The organism is Streptomyces sp. NBC_00654 (assembly GCF_026341775.1).
GTDB lineage: Bacteria > Actinomycetota > Actinomycetes > Streptomycetales > Streptomycetaceae > Streptomyces.
This window is the reverse complement of sequence record NZ_JAPEOB010000001.1, coordinates 1,714,078-1,734,886: the sequence shown is the minus strand read 5'-3', so window position 1 is coordinate 1,734,886 and position 20,809 is coordinate 1,714,078. Positions and strand designations below refer to the sequence as shown.

Below are 20,809 nucleotides of genomic sequence, written 5' to 3'. Positions count from 1 at the left end.
CAAACAGTACCACGGCGCGGGGCGGGACTTTCTCAGCTGCCCTGGTCGCCGCCCTGGTCGCTGCCCTTCTCGTCCGCCTTGTCGGCCTTCTCGGCCCGGATGTCCACCTTGTCGGCGTCAGCGGCCGGTCCGGCGGAGTCGGTGGCCGGTTTGCCCGCGGCGCTCGCGGGCTTGCCGGCCGGGCTGCCCGCCTTGGGCTGGGCCGCCGCCGCCCGCTTGAGGGCGTCCTCCAGGTCGGCCTGAGCCTTGCCGTAGGCGGTCCAGTCCTGCTTCTTCAGGGCCGCCTCACCCTCGGTGTACGCCTTCTGGGCATCCGCGATGGCCTGCTTCAGTGCGGCGTCCCCGGTGGCCGGGGGCTCGGTGGTGTCGCCCGGCGGCTCGGTGGGCTCGGTCGGCGGGGTCGTCGTATCGCCCTCGACCCCGAAGACCGCGTTCAGCGCTTCCCCGAGACTGTTCTCGAAGACGATCTTCGATCCGTACGAGGCGGCCACCTTGCGCAGCAGCGGGTAGTTCTGCGTGCCACCGCGCGTGTAGACCGGCTCGATGTAGAGGAAGCCCCCTTCGAGGGGAACCGTCAGCAGATTGCCGTACTCGATGTCCGAGTCGGTGCCCTTGAGGTTCCTCACGAACTCGGCGACGTCGTCGTTGCCGTTCAGCTCACTCTGTACCTGCCCCGGGCCCTTCACCGTGGTGGTGACCCGCAACAGTCTGATGGTTCCGTAGTCCTTGCTGGCCGCGTCCGCGTCCACCGCCATGAACGCCCCCAGGTCGGGGCGGCCCTTCGGGGTGAACGTGGTCGTCAGCGAGAACTTCTGCGCGTCCTGGCCCGGCATCTTCATGCTCAGGTAGTACGGCGGAACGGCGCCCGGCTCCTTGTTGGTCGGGTCGTCCGGCACCTGCCACGCGTCACTGCCGCTGTAGAACTGCGCGGGGTCCTCGACGTGGTAGCGGGTGAGCAGCTCGCGCTGGACCTTGAACAGGTCCTGCGGGTACCGCAGGTGGTCCATCAGTTCCTGCGGGATGTCCGCACGGGCCTTCACGGTCCCGGGGAACGCCTTGCGCCAGGTCTTGAGCACCGGGTCCTCGGTGTCCCACTCGTAGAGCTTGACCTTGCCGTCGTACGCGTCGACGGTGGCCTTCACCGAGTTGCGGATGTAGTTGACCTGGTTCTGCTGGGCGACGACCGCGCGCTGGTTGGTGGTCAGCGAGTCGGCCGTGGTGTCACCGAGCGTCGTGCGCGAGGCGTACGGGTAGCCGTTCGTCGTGGTGTACGCGTCGACGACCCACTGGATGCGTCCGTCGACGACCGCCGGATAGGCGTCGCCGTCGATGGTCAGCCACGGGGCGACGGCCTCGACCCGCTCCTTGGGCGTGCGGTTGTAGAGGATCCGCGAACCCTCGCCGATCGCTCCCGAGTACAGGATCTGCGGCTCACTGAAGGAGACCGCGTAGGCGGCGCGGTTGAACGCGTTGGAGAGGCTGACCCCGCTGTTGCCCTTGTAGCTGGTGGTCTTCTCGCCGTCCTCCTCGTAGTCGAGCTCCTTCTGGGGCCCGCCGACGATGGAGTACTGCTCGGTCTTCTCGCCGTAGTAGATCCGCTGCTCGTAGTCGCCCAGCTCACCGGTGGCCGGCAGACCCGACTCGGTGAAGTCGGGAGAGCCCGCGGGGTTCGTACCCGTGGTCGTGCCCCGGGCCGCGATGGCGCCGTAGCCGTGGGTGTACGTGAAGTGGTCGTTGATCCAGTTCCGCTTGGGCAGGCCCTGGAGGTTGAGCTCACGCAGACCGATGACGGTGTCCTGCTCCTTGCCGTCCTTGCCCTTGTAGCGGTCCACGTCCAGAGTCTTGGGGAACTGGTAGTAGTTCCTCTTCTGCTGGAGCTGCTGGAAGGCCGGGGAGACGACGTTGGGGTCCATCACGCGGTAGCTGGCCGCCGCGTCCGCGCTCGCACGCAGCTTGGTGTCGTCGGTCGTGGTGGCCTTGCCTGCGTAATCGTCGACCTGGGCGTCATCGATGTCGTACGCGTCCCGCGTCGCCTCGATGTTCTTCCTGATGAACGGCGCTTCCTTGGCCTGCTCGTTCGGCTGGACCTGGAACTTCTGCACGATCGCCGGGTAGAGCCCGCCGATCAGGATCGCCGAGAGCACCATCAGGCCGAAGCCGATCACCGGCAGCTGCCAGGTGCGGCGCCACAGCGTCGCGAAGAACAGCACGGCACAGATCGCGGCGATGCAGAAGAGGATGGTCTTCGCCGGGAGGTAGGCGTTCGCGTCGACGTACCGCAGGCCCGTCCAGTTGTCCGTGGCCTTGAAGTCACTGGACTTCACGGCCAGGCCGTACCGGTCGAGCCAGTAGGCCACGGCCTTCAGGGAGACGAAGATGCCCAGGAGCACCGAGAGGTGCCCGGTGGCCGCACCCGTCGCCCGCGCGCCGGGGCTGGTGATGCGCAGCCCGCCGTACAGGTAGTGGGTCAGCGCGGCGGCGATCAGCGAGAGCACCGTCGCCGCGAAGCCGAAGCCCAGCAGGAAGCGGTACCACGGCAGGTCGAAGGCGTAGAAGGCCACGTCCAGCTTGAACTGGGGGTCCTTCTGACCGAACGGCACGCCGTTGATGTACATCAGCCACGTCCGCCACTGGCCGGAGGCGGAGGCCCCGGCGATCAGTCCGACGAGCGCGGTGATCGCGAGCAGCACCCACTTCTTGTACGGGGCGACGCTCATGCGGTAGCGGTCCAGGCTCTGCTGCTCCAGCGACATCGCGCTCAGCGGCGGCCGGAGCCGGTGCGCGAGCCAGATGTTCACGCCGATGGCGATGGCCATCAGCAGCCCGAACACGAGGAACAGCCCGATCTTGGTCCACAGGGTGGTGGTGAAGACGGACGAATACGCGACCGACCGGTACCAGAGCCAGTCCGTCCAGAACCCGGCGAACATGACGAAGGCCATGGCGAGAACCGCCAGAACGCCCAGTGTCATGAGCAGGGTACGGACGCGCCGGGACGGGCGGCCGACTCTGATCCGTGGCCCGGTCGGGCCTCCGCCGCGGTCCGGCATCTGGAAAGCCAACGTGCGCACCTCGAAGTTATCGGTCGTGTAGAAGCGGGCCCCGCGATCGTAGAGCCCACCTAAGCAACTTACTGAGGCTTTACCTAGTTCCCGTTCCCGGGGCGGAAGGAGGCAGGATATTCACCATGCCCAACGTTTCCCCCTCTGGCCCTCCGATGGCCGCGAGCCCCCTCACCGTCGCCGTCCTCGAAATCGACACCTATGCCTCCAGCCTCGGCTGGGACCAGCCGGCCCGGCTGTTCGCCCTCGTCGACACCGCCCGCCTGCGGGTCCAGGAGCCCGGCCTCGCCGCTCAGCTCGGTCTGGACGACGCCGGCGCGACGACCGCTTCCCTCACCCCCATCGAGCAGGAGGAGCTCCCCGCCGGCACCGCGCTGGACGACTTCCTCGGCACGATCGCCTGGCCCGATGCGGTGGTCGGGTGCGCCATGACGGTGGAGCGGCTGATGCTGCCGCCGTCCGCCGAGGCCTCCGTACCGGAAGGGCTCAGCGACAAACAGCTGACCAAGTGGGTCGCCAAGCACCCGGACCGGCAGGAGGTGCGGATGACCGTGGCCGTGCTGCGGGACGGCGCGCGGGAGTCGGCCGTACGGCTGCGCGAGAAGGACTCCCCCACCGAGGTCCTGACCGGCGCGGGTCTGGTTCCGGGACTGGCCGAGGCCCTGGCGGCGACCTTCGAGTCCTGACCGTTCTCGGGGCGGACGGCCGTCAGCCCGTCGAGCAGCTCGGCAGCGCGGCCGTCTTCCCGTCCCGGATCATCTCCATCGACTTCTTGGCGTCGCTGAGCGTCTTCACCCTGACCAGGGTGAGCCCGCTCGGCGTGTCGGAAGCCGCGGCCGCGCAGTTGTCGTCCGGGGTGAGGAAGTAGCGCGCGCCCGCGTCGCGCGCGCCGACCAGCTTCATGTTGATCCCGCCGATCGGGCCGACCTTGCCCGCGTCGTCGATCGTTCCGGTACCGGCGATGAACTTGCCGCCGGTCAGCTTGTCGGGCGTCAGCTTGTCGATGATGCCCAGCGAGAACATCAGACCGGCGCTGGGGCCGCCCACGTCGGCGAGCTTGATGTCGATCTCGAACGGGAAGGTGTGGTCCAGCCCGGCCCGGATGCCGACGATCGCGCGGTTCTCCTCGGGCGCGTTCTTGACGGCCGGCGCCTTCTCCGTGGTGATGGTGACCTTCTCGCTGCCCTCCGGCTCCCGGCCCGCCTTCTCGGCGGCGGCGGCCTCCTTGGCCGGGACGACGGTGAACGTGACGTCCTGGCCGGGCTTGTGCTCGGTGACGAGCTCGGCGACGTCGCCGGGCTCCTTGACCGCGGTGCCGTCGACGGCCTTGATCACATCGCCCGCGTGCAGCTTGCCCTGGGCGGGACTGTCCTTGACGACGGTGGAGACCACGACCCGCGAGGACACCGGAACGCCCAGCTCCTCCAGGGCGGCGACCTTGGCGCTCTCCTGGGACTGGCTGAACTCCTCGGCGTTCTCCTGCGTCGACTGCTCTTCCGTCTTGCCGTCGGGGTAGAGGGTGTCGTGCGGCACGATCACGCTGTCGTGGGCCAGCCAGCCGTACACGGCCTCGGCGATGTTCATGTTGTATTCCGCGCCGGTGACACGGACCGTCGTCATGTTGAGATGACCCGACGTCGGGTACGTCTTACGGCCGGAGATATGGAGTACGGGCTCGCCACGCGCGTCGCCGAGTGTGTTCACCGTCGGCCCGGGAGACATCTCCGAGTACGGCACTTTGATCAGCACACCGGCGCAGAGAAGCGCGATGAGGACGAGGGTGGAGGCGAGCATCGTCGCGGTGCGGCGTGGCATGGAACGACAGTACGGGAAGGGCCTGTGAGTGCACCGCCAGGGCCGGTCCGTACGAGGCCGGCAGCACGGCGGCGGAAGGTGTCACGCGGCGGGGCGCTGCCTCAGAGGACATCGGAACCGGAGTGCGACTTTTCCATCGCGTCACGGAATCTGGCATACCCGGCGAGTTCGGAGACATCGCCGGTAGTGCGGTTGCGCGCGGCCCAGCTTCCCCATATCGCAGCACCGACAGCAGCGAAAAGCGGAATCAGCAGCCAAGCGAGTGCAGCCATGACGACCTCCCTACCCCGTGAGCGACCGAGAGTGACCGATCAGCAGATTAGCGATCCGGAAGTCCAACGCTCACGGCAGGGGTGCGGTTACGCAAATCGGGCCTGATGCCCCGGGCCGGGGTTTGCGCTCAGCAGGCGCCGACCCACTCCTCCGTGCCGTCGGAGAACCGCTGGTGCTTCCAGATCGGAACCTCGTGCTTGAGGTCGTCGATCAGCTTGCGGCAGGCCTCGAAGGCCTCCGCGCGGTGCGGGCAGGAGACGGCGACGACCACCGCCAGATCTCCCACCTCCAGTTCACCCACCCGGTGGACCGCGGCCAGCGCGCGCACCGGGAAATCGGCGACGACCTTCTCGGCCACCCGGCGCAGCTCGTCCTGGGCCGACGGATGGCAGGAGTAGCCGAGCGCGCCGACGTCCTGGCCCTGGTCGTGGTTGCGCACCGTGCCGGCGAAGAGGGCGATACCGCCCGCGGCGTCGTCCCCGACGGCGCGGAACACCTCGTCGACGGAGAGCGGTGTCTCCCGGATCGCCAGCAGCCGGATGGGGTCCTGGGCCGCCTGCTCGCCGGGGTGGTCGTGGGTGCGTGCCATGGGGCCCATGGTGCCGCACGGCGCCGCCAACACGGAATTGCGCATTCGACCGGCGGGCCGCCGACCGGGTTGGAGCCTCCTACAGTCGCCCCGGGGCTCCCCTTCCGGCAGGGCGGTACTCAGATGCGGCGGCGCGCCTTGCGGGCGCGGCGGACCAGGGCCGCCGTACCGAGCAGGGCAACGGTCGCACCGGCGGCACCGGCGGCGGTGGCGTCCTTGCGGCCGAGGCGGCGTCCGGCGAGCGTGTGGCGCCCCTCCACCTCTTCGAGCAGGGCTCCGAGGACCTCCTCGTTGGTCCACTTCGGACGCCACCCCACGTCGTGCAGACGGCTCACGCTGACCACCCAGGGGTGCATCGTGTATGCCAGGTCGCCCGCCGGGGAGGGCGTGAGGCCGATCCGGTGGAGCCGGGCGGCGGCGCCGAGCGCGACGGCCGACGGCAGCTCCATCCGGCGTACGCCGCTGAGCTCCTCGACCTCCTCCTGTTCCAGCCATCCGTCGCAGCCCACCGCGAACTCGCCGTCGATCCGCTCCAGAGCGGCGTACTCCAGGGCGCTGACCAGGTCGTCCACATGACAGAACTGCCAGGTGGGACGCGATCCGGCGACGACGAGGAGTCGCGGCGACTCGAAGTAGCGGGTCAGCGCCGTGTCGGTGCCGCCGACCAGGACGGTGGGGCGCACGACGGTGACATTGAGCCCGGGGTGGGCGCGGGGCGCGCGACGGCCGAGCCGTTCGATCTCCAGCAGGTCGCCGACACCGGTGGCCTCCGCCGTGGCACGCAGCTCGGCGTCCTCGGCGAGCGGGATGTCGTTGTCGGGCAGGGCCCCGTAGACCATCGCCGAGGTGCACAGGACCACCCGGTGGACCCCGACGGCCGCGGCGGCCGTCAGCACCGTCTGCGTGCCGCGTACGTTGTACGCGGTCCGGGCCGCGGGGTCGGTCTCCAGGTCGAGGTCGAGCGCCAGATGCACCACGACGTCCGCGCCGCGCAGCTTCTCGGCGATGGCGGGGTCCCGGACGTCCAGGATGTGCCAGGTCGCCTCGGACGCCTGCCCGCGGCGCTCGTCGATGGCGATGACCTGCTTGATCTCGTCGGATGCGACGAGGTGCGCGGTGAGCAGTTCACCGATGCCGGTCGCGGCACCGGTGACCGCGACGACGGGGCCCCGGTTCTTGGAGCGTTTTTTTTCGGGCTTGTTCTCGGGCGAGGGGTCGGTCAGGTTTCGCGCTGCGCGAACCTGTGGATCTGGGGAACTCACCGGGCGTCTCCAGCGGTTGTCTTCAGTACGTACCCGAATGACGCGTACGTACCAGGTGGCGTCCATCCTGCCGCAGGCCGGGAGCCGGCGGAGCACTGAGGCCCCGAGCGGGCCTGGTGTCTACGCTGGATGGTGATGTCGGGCAGTCGCCGTCGGTTCGAGCCGGCGGCCCTACGAGCCGAGGAAACCCGTGAGTGACACCCCATTCGGATTCGGCCTTCCGCCGGAGGAGCCTGAGAACGGCGACGAGGGCAAGAAGAAGGACCCCACCGAAGGTGGGCAGGGCGCGGGCGGGCCTGCGAACCCGTTCGGCTTCGGGCCGGGCGCGGGCGGGGACAACCCGTTCGCGGCGATGTTCGGCGCGATGAACCCGAACGACCTCGGCGCCGCCTTCCAGCAGCTCGGCCAGATGCTGAGCTACGAGGGCGGTCCCGTGAACTGGGACATGGCCAAGCAGATCGCCCGCCAGACGGTCTCCCAGGGCACCCCGGACGGCACCAAGGACGCGAGCGTGGGGCCCTCGGAGCGCACCGCGGTCGACGAGGCGCTGCGGCTGGCAGACCTCTGGCTGGACGGCGTGACCTCGCTGCCCTCCGGATCGGTCTCGACCGTGGCGTGGAGCCGCGCGGAGTGGGTCGAGGCGTCCCTTCCGGCGTGGAAGCAGCTGGTCGACCCGGTGGCCGAGCGTGTCGGCCTGGCGATGGGCGATGTGCTGCCCGAGGAGATGCAGGCCATGGCGGGCCCGCTGATCGGCATGATGCGGTCGATGGGCGGCGCCATGTTCGGCCAGCAGATCGGCCAGGCCGTGGGCGTACTCGCCGGTGAGGTGGTCGGCTCCACGGACATCGGGCTGCCGCTCGGTCCGGCCGGGAAGGCCGCGCTCCTCCCGCTGAACGTGGAACAGTTCGGCAAGGACCTGAGCGTCCCGCAGGACGAGGTGCGGCTGTATCTGGCCCTGCGCGAATCCGCCCATCAGCGGCTCTTCGCCCATGTTCCGTGGCTGCGCTCGCATCTGTTCGGTGCCGTCGAGGCGTACGCCCGGGGCATCAAGGTCGACACCAGCAAGCTGGAGGACGTCGTCGGCCAGTTCGATCCCTCACAGCCGGAGCAGCTTCAGGACGCCCTTCAGCAGGGCATGTTCCAGCCGGAGGACACGCCCGAGCAGAAGGCGTCGCTGGCCCGTCTGGAGACGGCGCTCGCGCTGGTCGAGGGCTGGGTGGACGCCGTGGTGCACGAGGCCGCCAAGTCCCGGCTGACCTCGGCCGACGCGCTGCGCGAGACGCTGCGCAGGCGCCGCGCCTCCGGTGGCCCGGCCGAGCAGACCTTCGCCACCCTCATCGGGCTCCAGCTGCGTCCGCGCCGGCTGCGGGACGCCTCGCGGCTGTGGGCCTCGCTCACGGACGCCCGGGGCGTCGACGGCCGGGACGGGCTGTGGGAGCACCCCGACATGCTGCCGACCGCCCAGGACCTGGACGACCCGGACGGCTTCGTCCACCACGAGCAGCTGGACTTCTCCGAGCTGGACAAGATGCTCGGCGAGGCCGCGAAGAGCTCGCAGAACCCGGCCGCCGAAGCGAAGGACACCGGCGAGGACGGCAGCACCGGCCCCGGCAAGGACGAGCCGAAGACCGACGGCGGCGGGGACGGCGGGGCCGACGACGCCGGCAAGGGCGACGGCGACCGGTGAGCCTGCACGACGACGCCGTTCTCGTACTGAAGGGCTACGACGGGTCCGGGAGCGGAGACGGGGATCAGGCCGGGCTGCGTCAGGTCTATCTGGACCATCTCGCGGAGCACCCGGACGGCATGTGGAAGGCGTGCGGGGCCGGTCATGTGACGGCCAGCGCCCTGGTGGTCGATCCGGAGCGCGGCCGGGTCCTGCTGACCCTGCACAAGAAGCTCCGGATGTGGCTGCAGATGGGCGGCCACTGCGAACCGGGGGACAGCTCGCTGGCGGCGGCGGCGCTCCGTGAGGCGACGGAGGAGTCCGGTATCCCCGGACTCACCCTGCTGCCCGGCGGACCGGTGCGGCTGGACCGGCACCCGATCCCGTCGCCGTGCCACTGGCATCTCGATGTGCAGTACGCCGCGCTGGCTCCGGTCGGTTCGACGGAGCGGATCAGCGAGGAGTCGCTGGACCTGCGCTGGTTCGCGTACGAGGAGGTGGCGGCGGTGGCGGACGGGTCCGTCGTACGGCTGCTGGAGCGGACACGCGCCATGCTGGGCCGGAGCGGGTAGCCGCCCGGCCCCGGGCGGCCCTCTCAGCCGGGGCGGCCGGCGAGCGGGCGAACGGGACGCGTGGACGTATGCGTAAGGGGCGGTCTCCTGGGAGGCCGCCCCTTACCGCTGTCCTCGGCCGTCGCCGGCCGCGCGGATCAGTTCCAGGCGTTGTTCTGGTTCTGGCCGTGGGATCCCTGCTGGCCCACGCCGAACTGGGCGCGCGCGCCCTGACCGATCACGGCGTGCTGCGGCGGCAGGACCTCACTGGGCTGGACCAGGGCGAACCCCTGGCCGAGGAAGCTCAGCTCCCAGCCCTCGCCGGTGTTGCCGCGGCGCCGGAAGACACCGGTGGAATGCGTCTGGGCCTGCATCTGCACCCGCAGGGAGCTGGACCAGGCGACGATCGCGTCGGCGTCGGCGTTGACGTACTTGTCCGGGGTGACCTGCATCATCAGCGGCTGGCCGGAGGTCATGAGAGCGACCTTGCCGCTGCCGGAGATGTTGAGCTGGTACTTGCCGGAGCCGGAGATCCCGTACTGGCTGTCCACCGCGATGACCTCGGTGTGCAGGGAGGAGTCGAGGGCGAGGACATAGGCGCTGTCCACGGTGATGCCCTCGCGGTCGACATCCACTACGTGGATGTACTGGGCGAGATTGGCGAGGTAGACGGTGCCCTGGCCCGAGCAGCGCATCAGGTCCAGGCCCTCGCCGGTGTTCGCACGGGCGCGGCGCTGCCCCTGCGACTGGTACTCACCGTCGAAGTCCATCATTCCCTGGTAGGCCACCATGGCGCCCTTGCGGGCGAGGACGTCGTCGTGGCCGGTCAGCGCGACCCGCAGGAGCTGCGGGTTCTGGACCGTGTACCGGTCCTGGGTCTGCTGCTCGGTGTAGCTGAAAAGCGGACTCTGCATGATTGCTTCTCCCTCCCGCTCAGTTCCGGACCCGCAGGCGGTCGGTACTGTCCTCGCTCGGCTGGACGACGACGATGCCCTGTCCCGAGAAGGCCATCTGATACGCCTCACCGCTGCCACGCCCGATCAGCGAGGCGGCCTTGAAGCTGCGCTTGCCCTTCACCTTGAGGTTCGGGGACCACGCGACGAGCGCGTCCGGGTCGACGTACGTCTCGTCCTCGCCACGTCCGCAGTCGACGACGATCGGGGTGCCCCGGGAGGTGATGGCGACCCAGCCGGTGCCCTGGATGACGACGTTCCACAGGCCCTGGCCGGTGAACTTGGAGAGGCCCTTGACCCGCTCGACGCCCCAGGTGAGCTGGGCGTCGAAGGCGAGGAGATTGGTGCCGTTGACCGAGAGGGCTTCGTTGTCGAGATTGATGACGACCACGTCGGCGCCGTAGTCGGCGAGGTAGAGCAGCCCGTCGCCGGAACACTTCATGACGGGCGCGCCCTCGCCGGTGATCCACTGGGACGCGGCCTGGCGGACGGCGGGCGGATTGGGCTCGTACTGGATGAAGCCCTCGTAGGCCACCATCGAGCCGGTACGCGCATAGAGGTCCTGCCCGGAGGCCATGGCGACCTTGAGCATGGTCTTGCCGTGGTTCTCCATGCGGGCCGTGACGGGGGTCGGGGCGTAGCCCGCGAGTTGCTGATTCATGACGGGCTCCCTCAGACCTCGTAGGGCTGGACGACGATGAAGTTGCCGGGGGCTCCCCGGAACTGGAGGTTCACGGTCTCTCCGCTGTGTCCCGGATACGCGTTGCGGCGCAGCCGGACCTGGCTGGAGATGATCACCTGGGACGCGGCCGACCAGGCCACGACGGCGTTGCAGTCCGCGAACGTGGTCGGCGTCACCGGCAGAACGACCGGTGTTCCGTGCGTCTTGACGATGACGGTGCCGGTGCCCTGGAACTGCATGGTGAACAGGGCACCACCGGGGACGCCGTGGCCCTCGATCCGGCGGACCTCGTACTGGAGCGACTCGTCGAACGCGAGAACGCTCTCCGCGGAGATGCAGATGGCGTCGCCCTGCAGCTCGATGGGGTGCAGGTGCGAGCCCTCCTCCGCGAGGAAGACCTGGCCCTTGCCCGTACAGCGCATCAGCTGCATTTCCTGGCCGGTGGCGTTGCCGACTATGCGGCCCGCGAAACCCGCGCCCTTGTAGCCGAAGTCGACCTTGCCCTGATACATCACCATGCTGCCCTGACGGGCCAGTACGCCGGAGCCGCCCATGGTCAGGTCGACCCGCATCAGCTGCTGGTTCTGCGAGGTCCAGCGCTGACCGGTGGCCGTCTCCTTGTAGGGCTGGAGGGCGGCCTGGAGACCGGCACCGCCCTGGGGCACCCCCTGGGGCACGCCGGGAGGCATTCCACCGGGCGGCTGCTGCCCGAACGCGGCCGGGGCCGGCTGGCCGAACGGGGCGGGAGCCGGCTGTCCGTACGGAGCGGAGGGCGCCTGCTGGCCGAACGGAGCCGCGGGCGGCGCGCCCTGGTCCGGGACCTGCCCGAACTGCGGCTGCTGGGGCGGCTGCCCCGGCTGCCCGTACGGGGACGGGGCCTGGGGTGCCATCGGCGCGGCCATCGTCGGCGCGGTGTGCATCGGCTGCTGCGGCGCGGGCGCGGCCGGGGCGCCGAAGGACGGTGCGGGCTGCGGGGCCTGGGGGGCGGGCGGGGCACCGAAGGCCGGGGGCGCGGCCACCTGGGCGGGAGGGGCGAACGACGGGACCGCGGCCTGCGGCTGCGGGTCGGCCGGCGCCTCCTCGGCGACCTCGCCGCCGAAGTTCTTCAGCAGGGCGTCGAGACCGCCGTCGAAGCCCTGACCGACCGCGGCGAAGCGCCAGACGTCCTTGAGGTAGAAGTCGCCCAGCATCACCGCACGCTCGGTGGTGAACTCCGAGCCGTTGAAGGCGTACCTGACCACTTCCTCGCCGCCCGCGACGATCCGGATGTAGCCGGGGCCGACCTGCGACATCTGTCCGGCGCCGTCGAGAGTCGCGGTGAAGGACAGCTTGTGGATGTTCGCCGGAATGCGGTCGAGAGTGACGCGGAACGACTCGGTGTCGCCGGACTGCGCCCCGAGCAGCTGAATAGACTCCTCGGGCGATTTCGGCTGGTTGAAGAAGATGAAATACCGGTCGTCCGAGAGCTGCTCATTGGCATCGAGGCCGAAGCAACTGATGTCGAAGGTCAGTCCGGGGGAAGCGATCTGCACACCTACGTACAGATCCGTCCCCGGTGTGAGATCACTGATCTTGGCCTTGTGGCCGCGTTGGAATTCCCTGGCCATGCGTAACGACCGTCCCCCATCCCGAAGGTGAATGCGTCGCGTCAGGCTAACCGCAAACCCCGACATTGAGCTAAGTCGGTACACACCCGGTACAGAATCACCGAACGTCACCTTTCACCTACGCGGTCTCACTCCTCACGGGCGGCGGGCAGGTGCGGGAGCTGATCGGCGGCCACGACACCTTCCAGATAGCCGCGGGCCCGTTCGGTGCGCGGATAGGTCTCCAAAAGGCGCCAGAACCGCGGGCCGTGCCCGGGAACCAGCAGATGGGCCAGCTCATGGACCAGCACGTAGTCGACGACGTACTCCGGCATGCCCTGCAGCCGGTGCGACAGCCTGATGCTGCCCTCGGCCGGGGTGCAGGAACCCCACCGGGTGTTCTGGTTGGTCACCCAGCGCACCGACACGGGCCGTGCCCGGCCGTCGAAATACTGGGCCGACAGCCGCTCGGCGCGCTCCGCCAGCTCGCTGTCCCCGAAGACGCGTTTGCTCTCCTGGGCCGCGAGCTTGTCCAGCATCACGCTCACCCAGCGCTGCTCCTCCGCCTCCGACATCCGGGCGGGGATCAGCACGATCGTGCGGTCGCCCTCCCGGTAGGCGGAGACCGTTCTCCTGCGCCGGGAGCTCCTGCGGACCTCGACGGCGCTCGTCGCCGGGGCACGGGACCGGTGGGCGGCCGCGCTGCGCTGAGGGGTTCCGGCGCTGCGCACGGGGGTCTCCCCGGCGGAACCGGGTGACGGGTCGGCGGGCACGCCATGACGTTACCCGCTGTCAGTGGGGGAAGTCCCGCCTCCGGGACGGTTCGGCGCCGATCCGCTGCTCGGCATGCACCATTTGAACGACTAATGCCCCACGCCTGTGGACAACTTTTCGCACGTCTTGCCTCCGGCCTGCATTCTGACAACGGATCTACGGAACTGCGGATCGACCGGGGGAGAAGTCATGCATCCGATGCTGAAGCCCGCGCTGCGCCGGGCATGGCGTGGGCGGAACACCGTGCAATTCGGTGTGACGCCCGCGCACGCGGTGACGCTGGGGCCGATGGATATCGCCACCGGCAGTTTTCTGGAACTGCTCGACGGCACACGCGGTCTGCCGCTGCTCCGTGAAGAGGCCCGCGCACTGGATCTGTCGGACCGTCATGTGGACCTTCTCGTGCGGAGGTTGACGGACGCCGGGTTGCTGGACGATCCACGGGCAGGCGGCCCGGAGGCGGACGCCCTGCGGCTCCGGGCCGATGCCATGGAGCGGCAGCGCCCGGATGTGGCCTCACTCTCCGTGGTCCATCCGGAGCCGGGCAGCGGGCTTCGGCGGCTCGCGGCCCGGCGGGCCATGCGGGTCCAGGTACGGGGTGCGGGCCGGGTCGGTGCCGCGATCGCCGCAGTGCTGTCCGGCTCGGGAGTGGGCCTGGTGGAAGTCCTGGACGGTGGACGCACCGAGCCGTGGGACATCGCCCCGGGCGGTCTTCCGGCAGCGGCGGTCGGGGAGCGGCGGGACACCGCCGCCCGTCAGCTGGTCCGCCGCTCCGCGGTCGCCGGTGCCTCCCGCGCGGCGGAGGCGGACCGGCCGCCGGAGAGCGGCCCGCCCGGCCTGTCGCTGATCGTCGTCGCCCCCAGGGACGGCCTCGCGGTGTACGCACCGGACCCGGACGGGGCCGGGCCCTGGATCTCTTCGGGCACTCCTCATCTGTACGCGGGGGTGATCGAGGCGACCGGAGTGGTCGGGCCGCTCGTCCTGCCGGGGGGAACGGGCTGCGCCGGCTGCCTGGCGCTGCGTCGGGCGGACCAGGACCCGCAGTGGCCGAGGATGCTGACGCAGTGGCGGTCCGGCCGACGGGGCGCGGTGCCGGCCTGCGATCTGGGGCTGGCGACGGCGGTGGCCGGTCTGGCCGCGGCGCACGCGCTGTCCTTCCTGGACGGCGAACTGCCCGCGAGTACGGGGGCCCGCTGGGAGGCCGCGCTGCCGCTGTTGGACTGGCGCTCGGAGCGGATCGGACCGCATCACGACTGTCTCTGTGGTGCGGCCGGGCAGACTGAGGGGGAACTGACCTCCGAGGCCGGGCCGGCGCGCGACACAATGGCCGGGTGACCGCCGTCGACGGAGTGACACCGAAGGCTCGAGCGGCACGGCAGTCTGGGAACTGGAGGGGCACATGTCTGATCTTCCCCGGAAGGCGGTCACTCGTACCGCCAAACTGGCCGCTCTCCCGCTCGGCTTCGCCGGCCGTGCCACCTGGGGCCTGGGCAAGCGGATCGGCGGCAAGTCCGCCGAGCTCGTCGCCCGCGAGGTACAGCAGCGCACCGCGGATCAACTGTTCAAGACCCTGGGCGAGCTGAAGGGCGGGGCCATGAAACTCGGCCAGGCCCTCTCGGTCTTCGAGTCGGCCCTGCCCGAAGAGGTCGCCGGACCCTACCGGGCCGCGCTCACCAAGCTTCAGGAAGCGGCACCGCCGATGCCGACCCGCACCGTCCACGGAGTGCTCGCGGAACGGCTCGGCGAGGACTGGCGGGAGCTGTTCGCCGAGTTCGACGACAAGCCGTCGGCCGCGGCTTCGATCGGACAGGTGCACCGCGCGGTGTGGCACGACGGCCGGGCGGTCGCCGTGAAGGTGCAGTATCCGGGCGCGGGTGAGGCGCTTCTCTCGGACCTCGCGCAGCTCAGCCGCTTCGCCCGGCTGCTCGGCCCGTTGATTCCCGGAATGGACATCAAGCCCCTCATCAAGGAGCTGCGCGACCGGGTGTCGGAGGAGCTGGACTACGAACTGGAGGCGCGGGCCCAGCGGGAGCACGCCTCGGAGTTCGAGGACGATCCCGATGTGGTGATCCCGGGTGTGGTGCACCAGTCGGACCAGGTGCTGGTGACGGAGTGGATCGAGGGAATCCCGCTGTCCGAGGTGATCGCGGAGGGAACGCCGGAGCAACGGGACCGCGCGGGCCAGCTGCTGGCCCGCTTCCTCTTCTCCGGCCCGGCACGTACCGGCCTGCTCCACGCCGACCCCCATCCGGGCAACTTCCGGCTGCTGCCCCCGGAGGCTGGGGAAGGCGATTGCGGGCAGTGGCGGCTGGGGGTGCTGGACTTCGGGACGGTGGACCGGCTGCCGGGCGGGCTGCCGCAGACCATCGGCGATTCCCTGCGGCTGACGCTGGAGGGCGATGCCGAGGCGGTGTACGAACGGCTGCGGGAAGAGGGTTTCGTCAAGGACTCGATCAGCCTCGCACCGGATGCGGTGCTCGACTATCTGCTCCCGATCATCGAACCGGCGCAGAGGGACGAGTTCACCTTCACCCGCACCTGGCTGCGCACCCAGGCCGCCCGGATCGCCGACCCTCGCTCCCCCGCGCACCAGCTGGGAAAGCAGCTGAATCTTCCGCCGTCCTACCTGCTGATACACCGGGTGACGCTGAGCACAATCGGCGTGCTGTGCCAGTTGGGGGCGACGGTCCGGCTGCGGGACGAGCTCGAATCCTGGCTGCCGGGTTTCCTCGCGGAGTACGAGGAGGTGGAGGCGGAGGCGGAGGCGGCCGAGCAGCGGGATGCGGTCGTGGAGGCGTAGCCGGCGGGGGCGGACGTGGGGCCACACGGCCGCGGGCTCACGAGTCCACCAGCTCACAGGTTCGCGGGGGCGGGGTGAGCCGGGCTGTTGAGGGGCCGGGTCACCACCAGTCGGAGTCGAGGCGGCTTTCGATGGACCTGATGTGCTTGCGGGCGCAGTCGTCACAGAAGTAGTGGCGGACGCCGTTCTCCACGGAACAGATCCAGGTCGGCGGAGCGCTCCCGCCCTCGGCGGCAGCACCGCAGCGAGCACACACCACAGGTTCGGCGTCCGGCTGTTCGGGCGGTTCCGGCGGTTCGCGCTGTTCTGGCGGTTCTCGTTGTTCGGGCGGTTCCGGCTGTTCCGGGGGATGCGTTTCCTCGTCCACCTCGTGACGATAGCGCCGGGGCTCGATGCGCCCGCGGCACAACGCACCGCGGGGCCGTCCTGTTCGGACGGCCCCGCGGTGGGGGTGGTGGCTGCTCACCGGGCAGAGCGGTTGCCGGGCAGCCGGGTGTTTCCGGTGGGTGCCCCGTTCCCGGCCGTCAGGCCGGAGGGGTACCCACCGTCAGTGCATGACAGCCATGGCCAGCGCACGGCGGGCGCGCATCGAGGCGCGCTCCGCACGGCGCTGCATCCGCCTGGCGGTCACCAGGCGCACGACCTGACGGCCGGCCTCGGCTTCCCTCAGGCGGTCGTGCATATGCGCACGAGCCAGGGCTTCTGGGATGAGTTGCATCTCGCGGGTCCTGTTCTGACGCGAGTCGTTCGCGCCGATGATGGTGACGTCGGGGGTGGCGGAGCCGACGGGCTCCTTCGTGGGGGTGATCATTGGTGCCTGATTCCGGGGGTCATGGGTCTGGGGACGGTCGATGGTTCCGAGGCGCTTCACTCGTGTGGGGGCCTTGACCCCCAGGCCGGCGGTCACGCTGCGACCGGGTTCTTGCGCGGACGACCACGCGGCCGCTTGCGGGCGACGACGACGCCCTGCACGAAGAGCTCGCCACCCCACACGCCCCACGGCTCGCGCCGCTCCTTGGCACCGGCGAGGCAGGCCTCGACGAGCGGGCAGGTCCGGCAGAGGGTCTTGGCGTACTCGACATCGGCCGGCGACTCGGCGAAGAAGACCTCCGGGTCGTAGGAACGGCAGGGGACGGGCACACCGAGGTTCTCGATGGCGTCGTCGAGCGCGGTGAGCGAGGTGAGCGGGGCGAGCGTGGTCAAGGTGGAGTCCTCCGTGAGGCCGGGCGGGGAGATCGTGTCGGAAGGCGGTACGGACGGGGCGTGCGCTTCGAGTTGCACGGTGGGTGGTGTCCTCGTCTGGTCGTGCCGGCCTGTTGGCCGGTTGGCGGCTGGTACCAGGTACTGCTTGTCCCGAGGCTCCTTCGTCGCGTCTCATCCGTTCGGACAAAACAAAAGGGCCGCGGATCCCGAGTGGGGTTCCGCGGCCCTGAAGGCGCCGGCCTGATGCTGGATCAGGCTGGATCACTCCAGGGTTCAGGCCCACGGAAGGCCCACATCGTGTGGTGCTGCGTCGTCTGCTGCTTGGCTCCGGCACCGACTGCCGCAAAGGCATAGGCCTGAGCCTGTGTCGCCTTCGCTACTGCTGCCGCCGGTGCCTGGATCGGTCGCTCATTGCGATCCCGCGTCACGGGGAGGCTTGCCGGGGACAGCGGGCTGACGGCGGAGATGGAGATGCCGGACAGACCGGTGCCACGAAGCGAGGATTCCGAAGAGCAGGCGAGGCCGAGCGAGCAGGCGGAGACGACCGAGCGATCGGTCATTTTGATGGTGTTGGTGATGCTGATCACAGGAATCGCCTCCTCTCGGCGTCTCAGGGGACCGGCCGGAACCGGTCCTGCGTATTCGGATAAGTACAGCACGGAATCAGGGCTTCAGAGAAGACGCTGTTCCCGTGGTTAAGAACCTATGGTGATGACTGGGGCAGGCGCAAACTATTTTCTCGACGAGTTTTCCTCACTGCTCCCCGTCACTCTTCCCGCCTTCCTCATCCACCGCTTCACCTGCGCAGATGGCCAGGACATCGGCCCCGAAGCGGATCAGCTTCCGGTTGCCGACTCCGGCGATGACGACCAGCTCGCCCTCACTGCCCGGGACCGCCTCGGCGATCGCCATCAGGGTCTTGTCGGTGAACACACAGTAGGCGGGCTGCCCCAGCTCCTTCGCCTGGCCCGCGCGCCAGCCGTGCAGACGCTCGTACAGCGCCTCGTCCATGTCGGACGGGCAGTCCTCGCAGCGCATCAGCTTCATCTCACCGGCCTCGGTGAGCGTCCTGCCGCAGACCCGGCAGCGCACGGGGCCCCGGTGCTTCCGCCGGACCACCGGCGCCTGACCGCCGCCGGCCGTACCGGAGCCGCGGTCGATGCCGCCCGCGCCCCCCGCACCGCCGCCCCGGGCGCCGGGCGTCGCGGAGCCGGGCCGCAGCCCGTTGAGGAAGCGGCTCGGACGACGGCTCGCGCGGCCGCCGGGCGAACGGGAAACCGCCCAGGACAGCGAGAGGTGGAAGCGGGCCCGGGTGACCCCGACGTACAGCAGGCGCCGCTCCTCCTCGACCTGCTCGTCGGTCTTGGCGTACGCGATCGGCATCATGCCCTCGGTGAGGCCGACCAGGAACACGGCGTCCCATTCCAGGCCCTTCGCCGAGTGCAGCGAGGCGAGGGTGACTCCCTGGACCGTGGGGGCGTGCTGGGCCGCGGCCCGTTCGTCGAGCTCCATGACCAGGTCGGAGAGGGTCGCCCCGGGCCTGGCCGCCTCGAAGTCCTCGGCGAGCCGTACCAGCGCGGCCAGGGACTCCCACTTGTCCCGCACCGCTCCGGAGCCGGCGGGCGGCCTGCTGGTCCAGCCCTTGGTGGAAAGCACCGCACGCACCTGGGAAGGCAGGCCCTCCGCCAGGTCGAGCAGCGAGTCGTTGCCCCCGGCGCGCGCCGCGCCCCGCAGCGCCATGCCCGCCTCCCGTACCTCCGCGCGCTCGAAGAACCGCTCCGCGCCACGCAGCTGGTAGGGCACACCCGCGTCCGCGAGCGCCTGTTCATAGACCTCGGACTGCGAGTTGACCCGGTAGAGCACGGCGATCTCACCGGCCGGGACGCCCGCGGCGATCAGGTCGCGGATGCGGCGGGCGGTGCCCTCGGCCTCGGTGGGTTCGTCCGCGTACTCCGTGTAGGAGGGTTCGGGGCCCTTGTCGCGCTGCGAGACCAGTTCGAGCCGGTGCTCGGCCGCCTTGCCGCGGGCGTGACTGAGCAGGCCGTTGGCGAGGTGGACGACCTGTGGGGTGGAGCGGTAGTCGCGCACCAGCTTGACCAGCGTCGCGTGGGGATGGCGGGTGCGGAAGTTCAGCAGATGATCGGGGGTGGCCCCGGTGAAGGAGTAGATCGTCTGGCTGGCGTCGCCGACGACACACAGATTGTCCCGGTCGCCGACCCAGAGGTCGAGCAGACGCTGCTGGAGCGGGCTGACGTCCTGGTACTCGTCGACCACGAAGTGCTGGTACTGACCGCGCACGTGGTCGGCGATGTCGTGCCGGTCCTGGAGGATGCCGACGGTGAGGAGGAGCACGTCCTCGAAGTCGATCACTGAGCGGTCTCGCTTCAGCTGCTCGTACATCGCGTAGATCTGGGAGAGCTCCGCCGGGTCGCGCGGGGCGTCCCGCTGGGTCTTGGCCACCGCCGCCGGGTAGTCGGCGGGCACGGTCTGGGTGACCTTGGCCCACTCGATCTCGCTCGTGACGTCCCGCAGCTCATTGCGGTCGAGCCGGATCTGGCAGCGGGCCGCCGCCTCGGCGACCAGTTGCACCTTGCGTTCCAGCAGCCGGGGCAGCTCGCCACCGACTACTTTCGGCCAGAAGTACTGGAGCTGGCGCAGCGCCGCGGAGTGGAAGGTCCGGGCCTGCACCCCCGTGGCGCCGAGCTGCCGGAGGCGGCCCCGCATCTCCCCCGCGGCCCGGTTGGTGAACGTGACGGCAAGCACGGTCGTCGGCTGGAGGATCCCGGCCCGCACCCCGTACGCGATGCGATGCGTGATCGCCCGCGTCTTGCCCGTACCGGCTCCGGCCAGCACACACACGGGTCCGTGCAGGGCCAGGGCCACCTCGCGCTGCTCGGGGTCGAGCCCGTCGAGCACCGCGTCCGGCGACTCGGGAACCTGGGGGAAGAGGGTGGAGTGCGTTGCTGCTGTCACCCCGCCATGCTGCCAGGTCGCACGGGGCGGGTGCGGAAGTTGTCCACAGGGGTGGTGTTTCTGTCGTACTGGTTCCCGGGCTACCGGCCCTCCGTCGCCCCGGGCCTCTCCCGGGCCGTACCGGGCCTCCCCATGGGCCTTACCCGGCCCGTGCCCGGCCGCCGCGGGAATGGTGGGCGGGTCCCGTGCGTTCAGACCGTGCGGGAACGCACATATTTTTCAGCCGCCGGCTTGTGCAGCGAGCCGGACGAGACAGAGGAGCACCAGCGACATGCCGGGCACTGTGACGATGTACAGCACCACGTGGTGCGGCTACTGCCGCCGGCTGAAGGGTCAGATGGACCGCGAAGGCATCGCGTACACCGAGGTCAACATCGAGCAGGACCCGGAGTCGGCGGCGTTCGTCGAGAAGGCGAATGGCGGAAACCAGACGGTTCCGACGCTTCTCATCGTCGCGCCCTCCGGCACCGAGTCGGTCATGACGAACCCCTCGCTGGCCCAGGTGAAGCAGGCCCTGGCCGCCTGACGCTCCAGCTCCGGCGCCGGCTCCACCGGTCTGCCCCCTTCGGCACCCGCCGCAGGGGGCAGTCGTGTGCTGGGGGCGGTCGGGTTCCGAGCGG

General features: G+C 70.0%; 20 protein-coding genes. 6 read left to right on the top strand and 14 right to left on the bottom strand.

Annotated elements, in window-relative coordinates; translation table 11 throughout:
* Positions 1-32 precede the first annotated feature (32 nt).
* On the bottom strand, positions 33-3,050 hold the full coding sequence (locus tag OHA98_RS07585) for a UPF0182 family protein (protein ID WP_266927780.1): 3,018 nt from the start codon (positions 3,048-3,050) through the stop codon (positions 33-35).
* Positions 3,051-3,187: 137 nt separating this feature from the next.
* Between OHA98_RS07585 and OHA98_RS07580 the strand changes: the two genes are divergently transcribed.
* Complete coding sequence (locus OHA98_RS07580; RefSeq protein WP_266923633.1) at positions 3,188-3,748, top strand: PPA1309 family protein; 561 nt, start codon at positions 3,188-3,190, stop codon at positions 3,746-3,748.
* A 22-nt stretch (positions 3,749-3,770) separates the two neighbouring features.
* On the opposite strand, the gene OHA98_RS07575 is transcribed toward OHA98_RS07580, so the two are convergent.
* From OHA98_RS07575 to OHA98_RS07560, 4 genes are all read right to left on the bottom strand, one after another.
* On the bottom strand, positions 3,771-4,877 hold the full coding sequence (locus tag OHA98_RS07575; RefSeq protein WP_266923631.1) for a PDZ domain-containing protein: 1,107 nt from the start codon (positions 4,875-4,877) through the stop codon (positions 3,771-3,773).
* Between the two features lie 101 nt (positions 4,878-4,978).
* On the bottom strand, positions 4,979-5,149 hold the full coding sequence (locus tag OHA98_RS07570) for a hypothetical protein (RefSeq protein WP_266802961.1): 171 nt from the start codon (positions 5,147-5,149) through the stop codon (positions 4,979-4,981).
* Positions 5,150-5,277: 128 nt separating this feature from the next.
* Entirely contained in the window at positions 5,278-5,739 is a 462-nt protein-coding gene (locus OHA98_RS07565) for a molybdenum cofactor biosynthesis protein MoaE (protein WP_266923629.1), read from the bottom strand.
* A gap of 119 nt (positions 5,740-5,858) precedes the next feature.
* On the bottom strand, positions 5,859-7,001 hold the full coding sequence (locus OHA98_RS07560; protein ID WP_266923627.1) for an SDR family oxidoreductase: 1,143 nt from the start codon (positions 6,999-7,001) through the stop codon (positions 5,859-5,861).
* A 190-nt stretch (positions 7,002-7,191) separates the two neighbouring features.
* Here OHA98_RS07560 and OHA98_RS07555 point away from each other — a divergent pair, with 190 nt between their 5' ends.
* Positions 7,192-8,688, top strand: coding sequence for a zinc-dependent metalloprotease (locus tag OHA98_RS07555; protein WP_266923625.1), 1,497 nt, complete (start codon positions 7,192-7,194; stop codon positions 8,686-8,688).
* Positions 8,685-9,239, top strand: coding sequence for an NUDIX hydrolase (locus OHA98_RS07550; protein ID WP_266923623.1), 555 nt, complete (start codon positions 8,685-8,687; stop codon positions 9,237-9,239). Before OHA98_RS07555 ends, OHA98_RS07550 begins: the two co-directional genes overlap by 4 nt.
* A 137-nt stretch (positions 9,240-9,376) precedes the next feature.
* Here OHA98_RS07550 and OHA98_RS07545 read toward each other — a convergent pair whose 3' ends face one another.
* The 4 genes from OHA98_RS07545 to OHA98_RS07530 all read right to left on the bottom strand — a co-directional run bounded on the left by OHA98_RS07545 (position 9,377) and on the right by OHA98_RS07530 (position 13,212).
* Positions 9,377-10,132, bottom strand: a complete 756-nt coding sequence (locus OHA98_RS07545) for an AIM24 family protein (protein ID WP_266923621.1) — start codon at positions 10,130-10,132, stop codon at positions 9,377-9,379.
* A 19-nt stretch (positions 10,133-10,151) separates the two neighbouring features.
* Complete coding sequence (locus OHA98_RS07540) at positions 10,152-10,832, bottom strand: AIM24 family protein (RefSeq protein ID WP_266923619.1); 681 nt, start codon at positions 10,830-10,832, stop codon at positions 10,152-10,154.
* A gap of 11 nt (positions 10,833-10,843) precedes the next feature.
* A complete protein-coding gene (locus OHA98_RS07535) occupies positions 10,844-12,460 on the bottom strand; it encodes a TerD family protein (protein WP_266923618.1) in 1,617 nt (538 codons plus the stop codon).
* Between the two features lie 128 nt (positions 12,461-12,588).
* Positions 12,589-13,212 (bottom strand): M48 family metallopeptidase, encoded by a 624-nt coding sequence (locus tag OHA98_RS07530; RefSeq protein WP_266923616.1) that lies wholly within the window; start codon positions 13,210-13,212, stop codon positions 12,589-12,591.
* Positions 13,213-13,402: 190 nt separating this feature from the next.
* Here OHA98_RS07530 and OHA98_RS07525 point away from each other — a divergent pair, with 190 nt between their 5' ends.
* Together OHA98_RS07525 and OHA98_RS07520 are read left to right on the top strand one after the other, a co-directional pair.
* A complete protein-coding gene (locus OHA98_RS07525) occupies positions 13,403-14,548 on the top strand; it encodes a TOMM precursor leader peptide-binding protein (RefSeq protein ID WP_266923614.1) in 1,146 nt (381 codons plus the stop codon).
* A 64-nt stretch (positions 14,549-14,612) separates the two neighbouring features.
* Complete coding sequence (locus tag OHA98_RS07520) at positions 14,613-16,013, top strand: AarF/ABC1/UbiB kinase family protein (RefSeq protein ID WP_266923612.1); 1,401 nt, start codon at positions 14,613-14,615, stop codon at positions 16,011-16,013.
* 100 nt (positions 16,014-16,113) lie between these two features.
* Here the strand turns inward: OHA98_RS07520 and OHA98_RS07515 are convergent, their stop codons facing one another.
* The 5 genes from OHA98_RS07515 to OHA98_RS07495 all read right to left on the bottom strand — a co-directional run bounded on the left by OHA98_RS07515 (position 16,114) and on the right by OHA98_RS07495 (position 20,189).
* Positions 16,114-16,380 (bottom strand): hypothetical protein, encoded by a 267-nt coding sequence (locus OHA98_RS07515; RefSeq protein WP_266927967.1) that lies wholly within the window; start codon positions 16,378-16,380, stop codon positions 16,114-16,116.
* 180 nt (positions 16,381-16,560) lie between these two features.
* Complete coding sequence (locus OHA98_RS07510; protein ID WP_266923610.1) at positions 16,561-16,920, bottom strand: hypothetical protein; 360 nt, start codon at positions 16,918-16,920, stop codon at positions 16,561-16,563.
* Positions 16,917-17,294 (bottom strand): WhiB family transcriptional regulator, encoded by a 378-nt coding sequence (locus tag OHA98_RS07505; RefSeq protein WP_266923609.1) that lies wholly within the window; start codon positions 17,292-17,294, stop codon positions 16,917-16,919. The genes OHA98_RS07510 and OHA98_RS07505 overlap by 4 nt, the downstream gene beginning before the upstream one ends.
* A 173-nt stretch (positions 17,295-17,467) precedes the next feature.
* Positions 17,468-17,803 (bottom strand): hypothetical protein, encoded by a 336-nt coding sequence (locus OHA98_RS07500; RefSeq protein WP_266923607.1) that lies wholly within the window; start codon positions 17,801-17,803, stop codon positions 17,468-17,470.
* Between the two features lie 166 nt (positions 17,804-17,969).
* Positions 17,970-20,189, bottom strand: a complete 2,220-nt coding sequence (locus OHA98_RS07495; RefSeq protein WP_266923605.1) for an ATP-dependent DNA helicase UvrD2 — start codon at positions 20,187-20,189, stop codon at positions 17,970-17,972.
* A 271-nt stretch (positions 20,190-20,460) separates the two neighbouring features.
* On the opposite strand from OHA98_RS07495, the gene OHA98_RS07490 reads away from it, so the two are divergent.
* Positions 20,461-20,715 carry a glutaredoxin domain-containing protein gene (locus OHA98_RS07490; RefSeq protein WP_266923603.1) on the top strand — a complete coding sequence of 85 codons (255 nt, stop codon included), beginning with the start codon at positions 20,461-20,463 and terminating at the stop codon, positions 20,713-20,715.
* Positions 20,716-20,809: the final 94 nt, after the last annotated feature.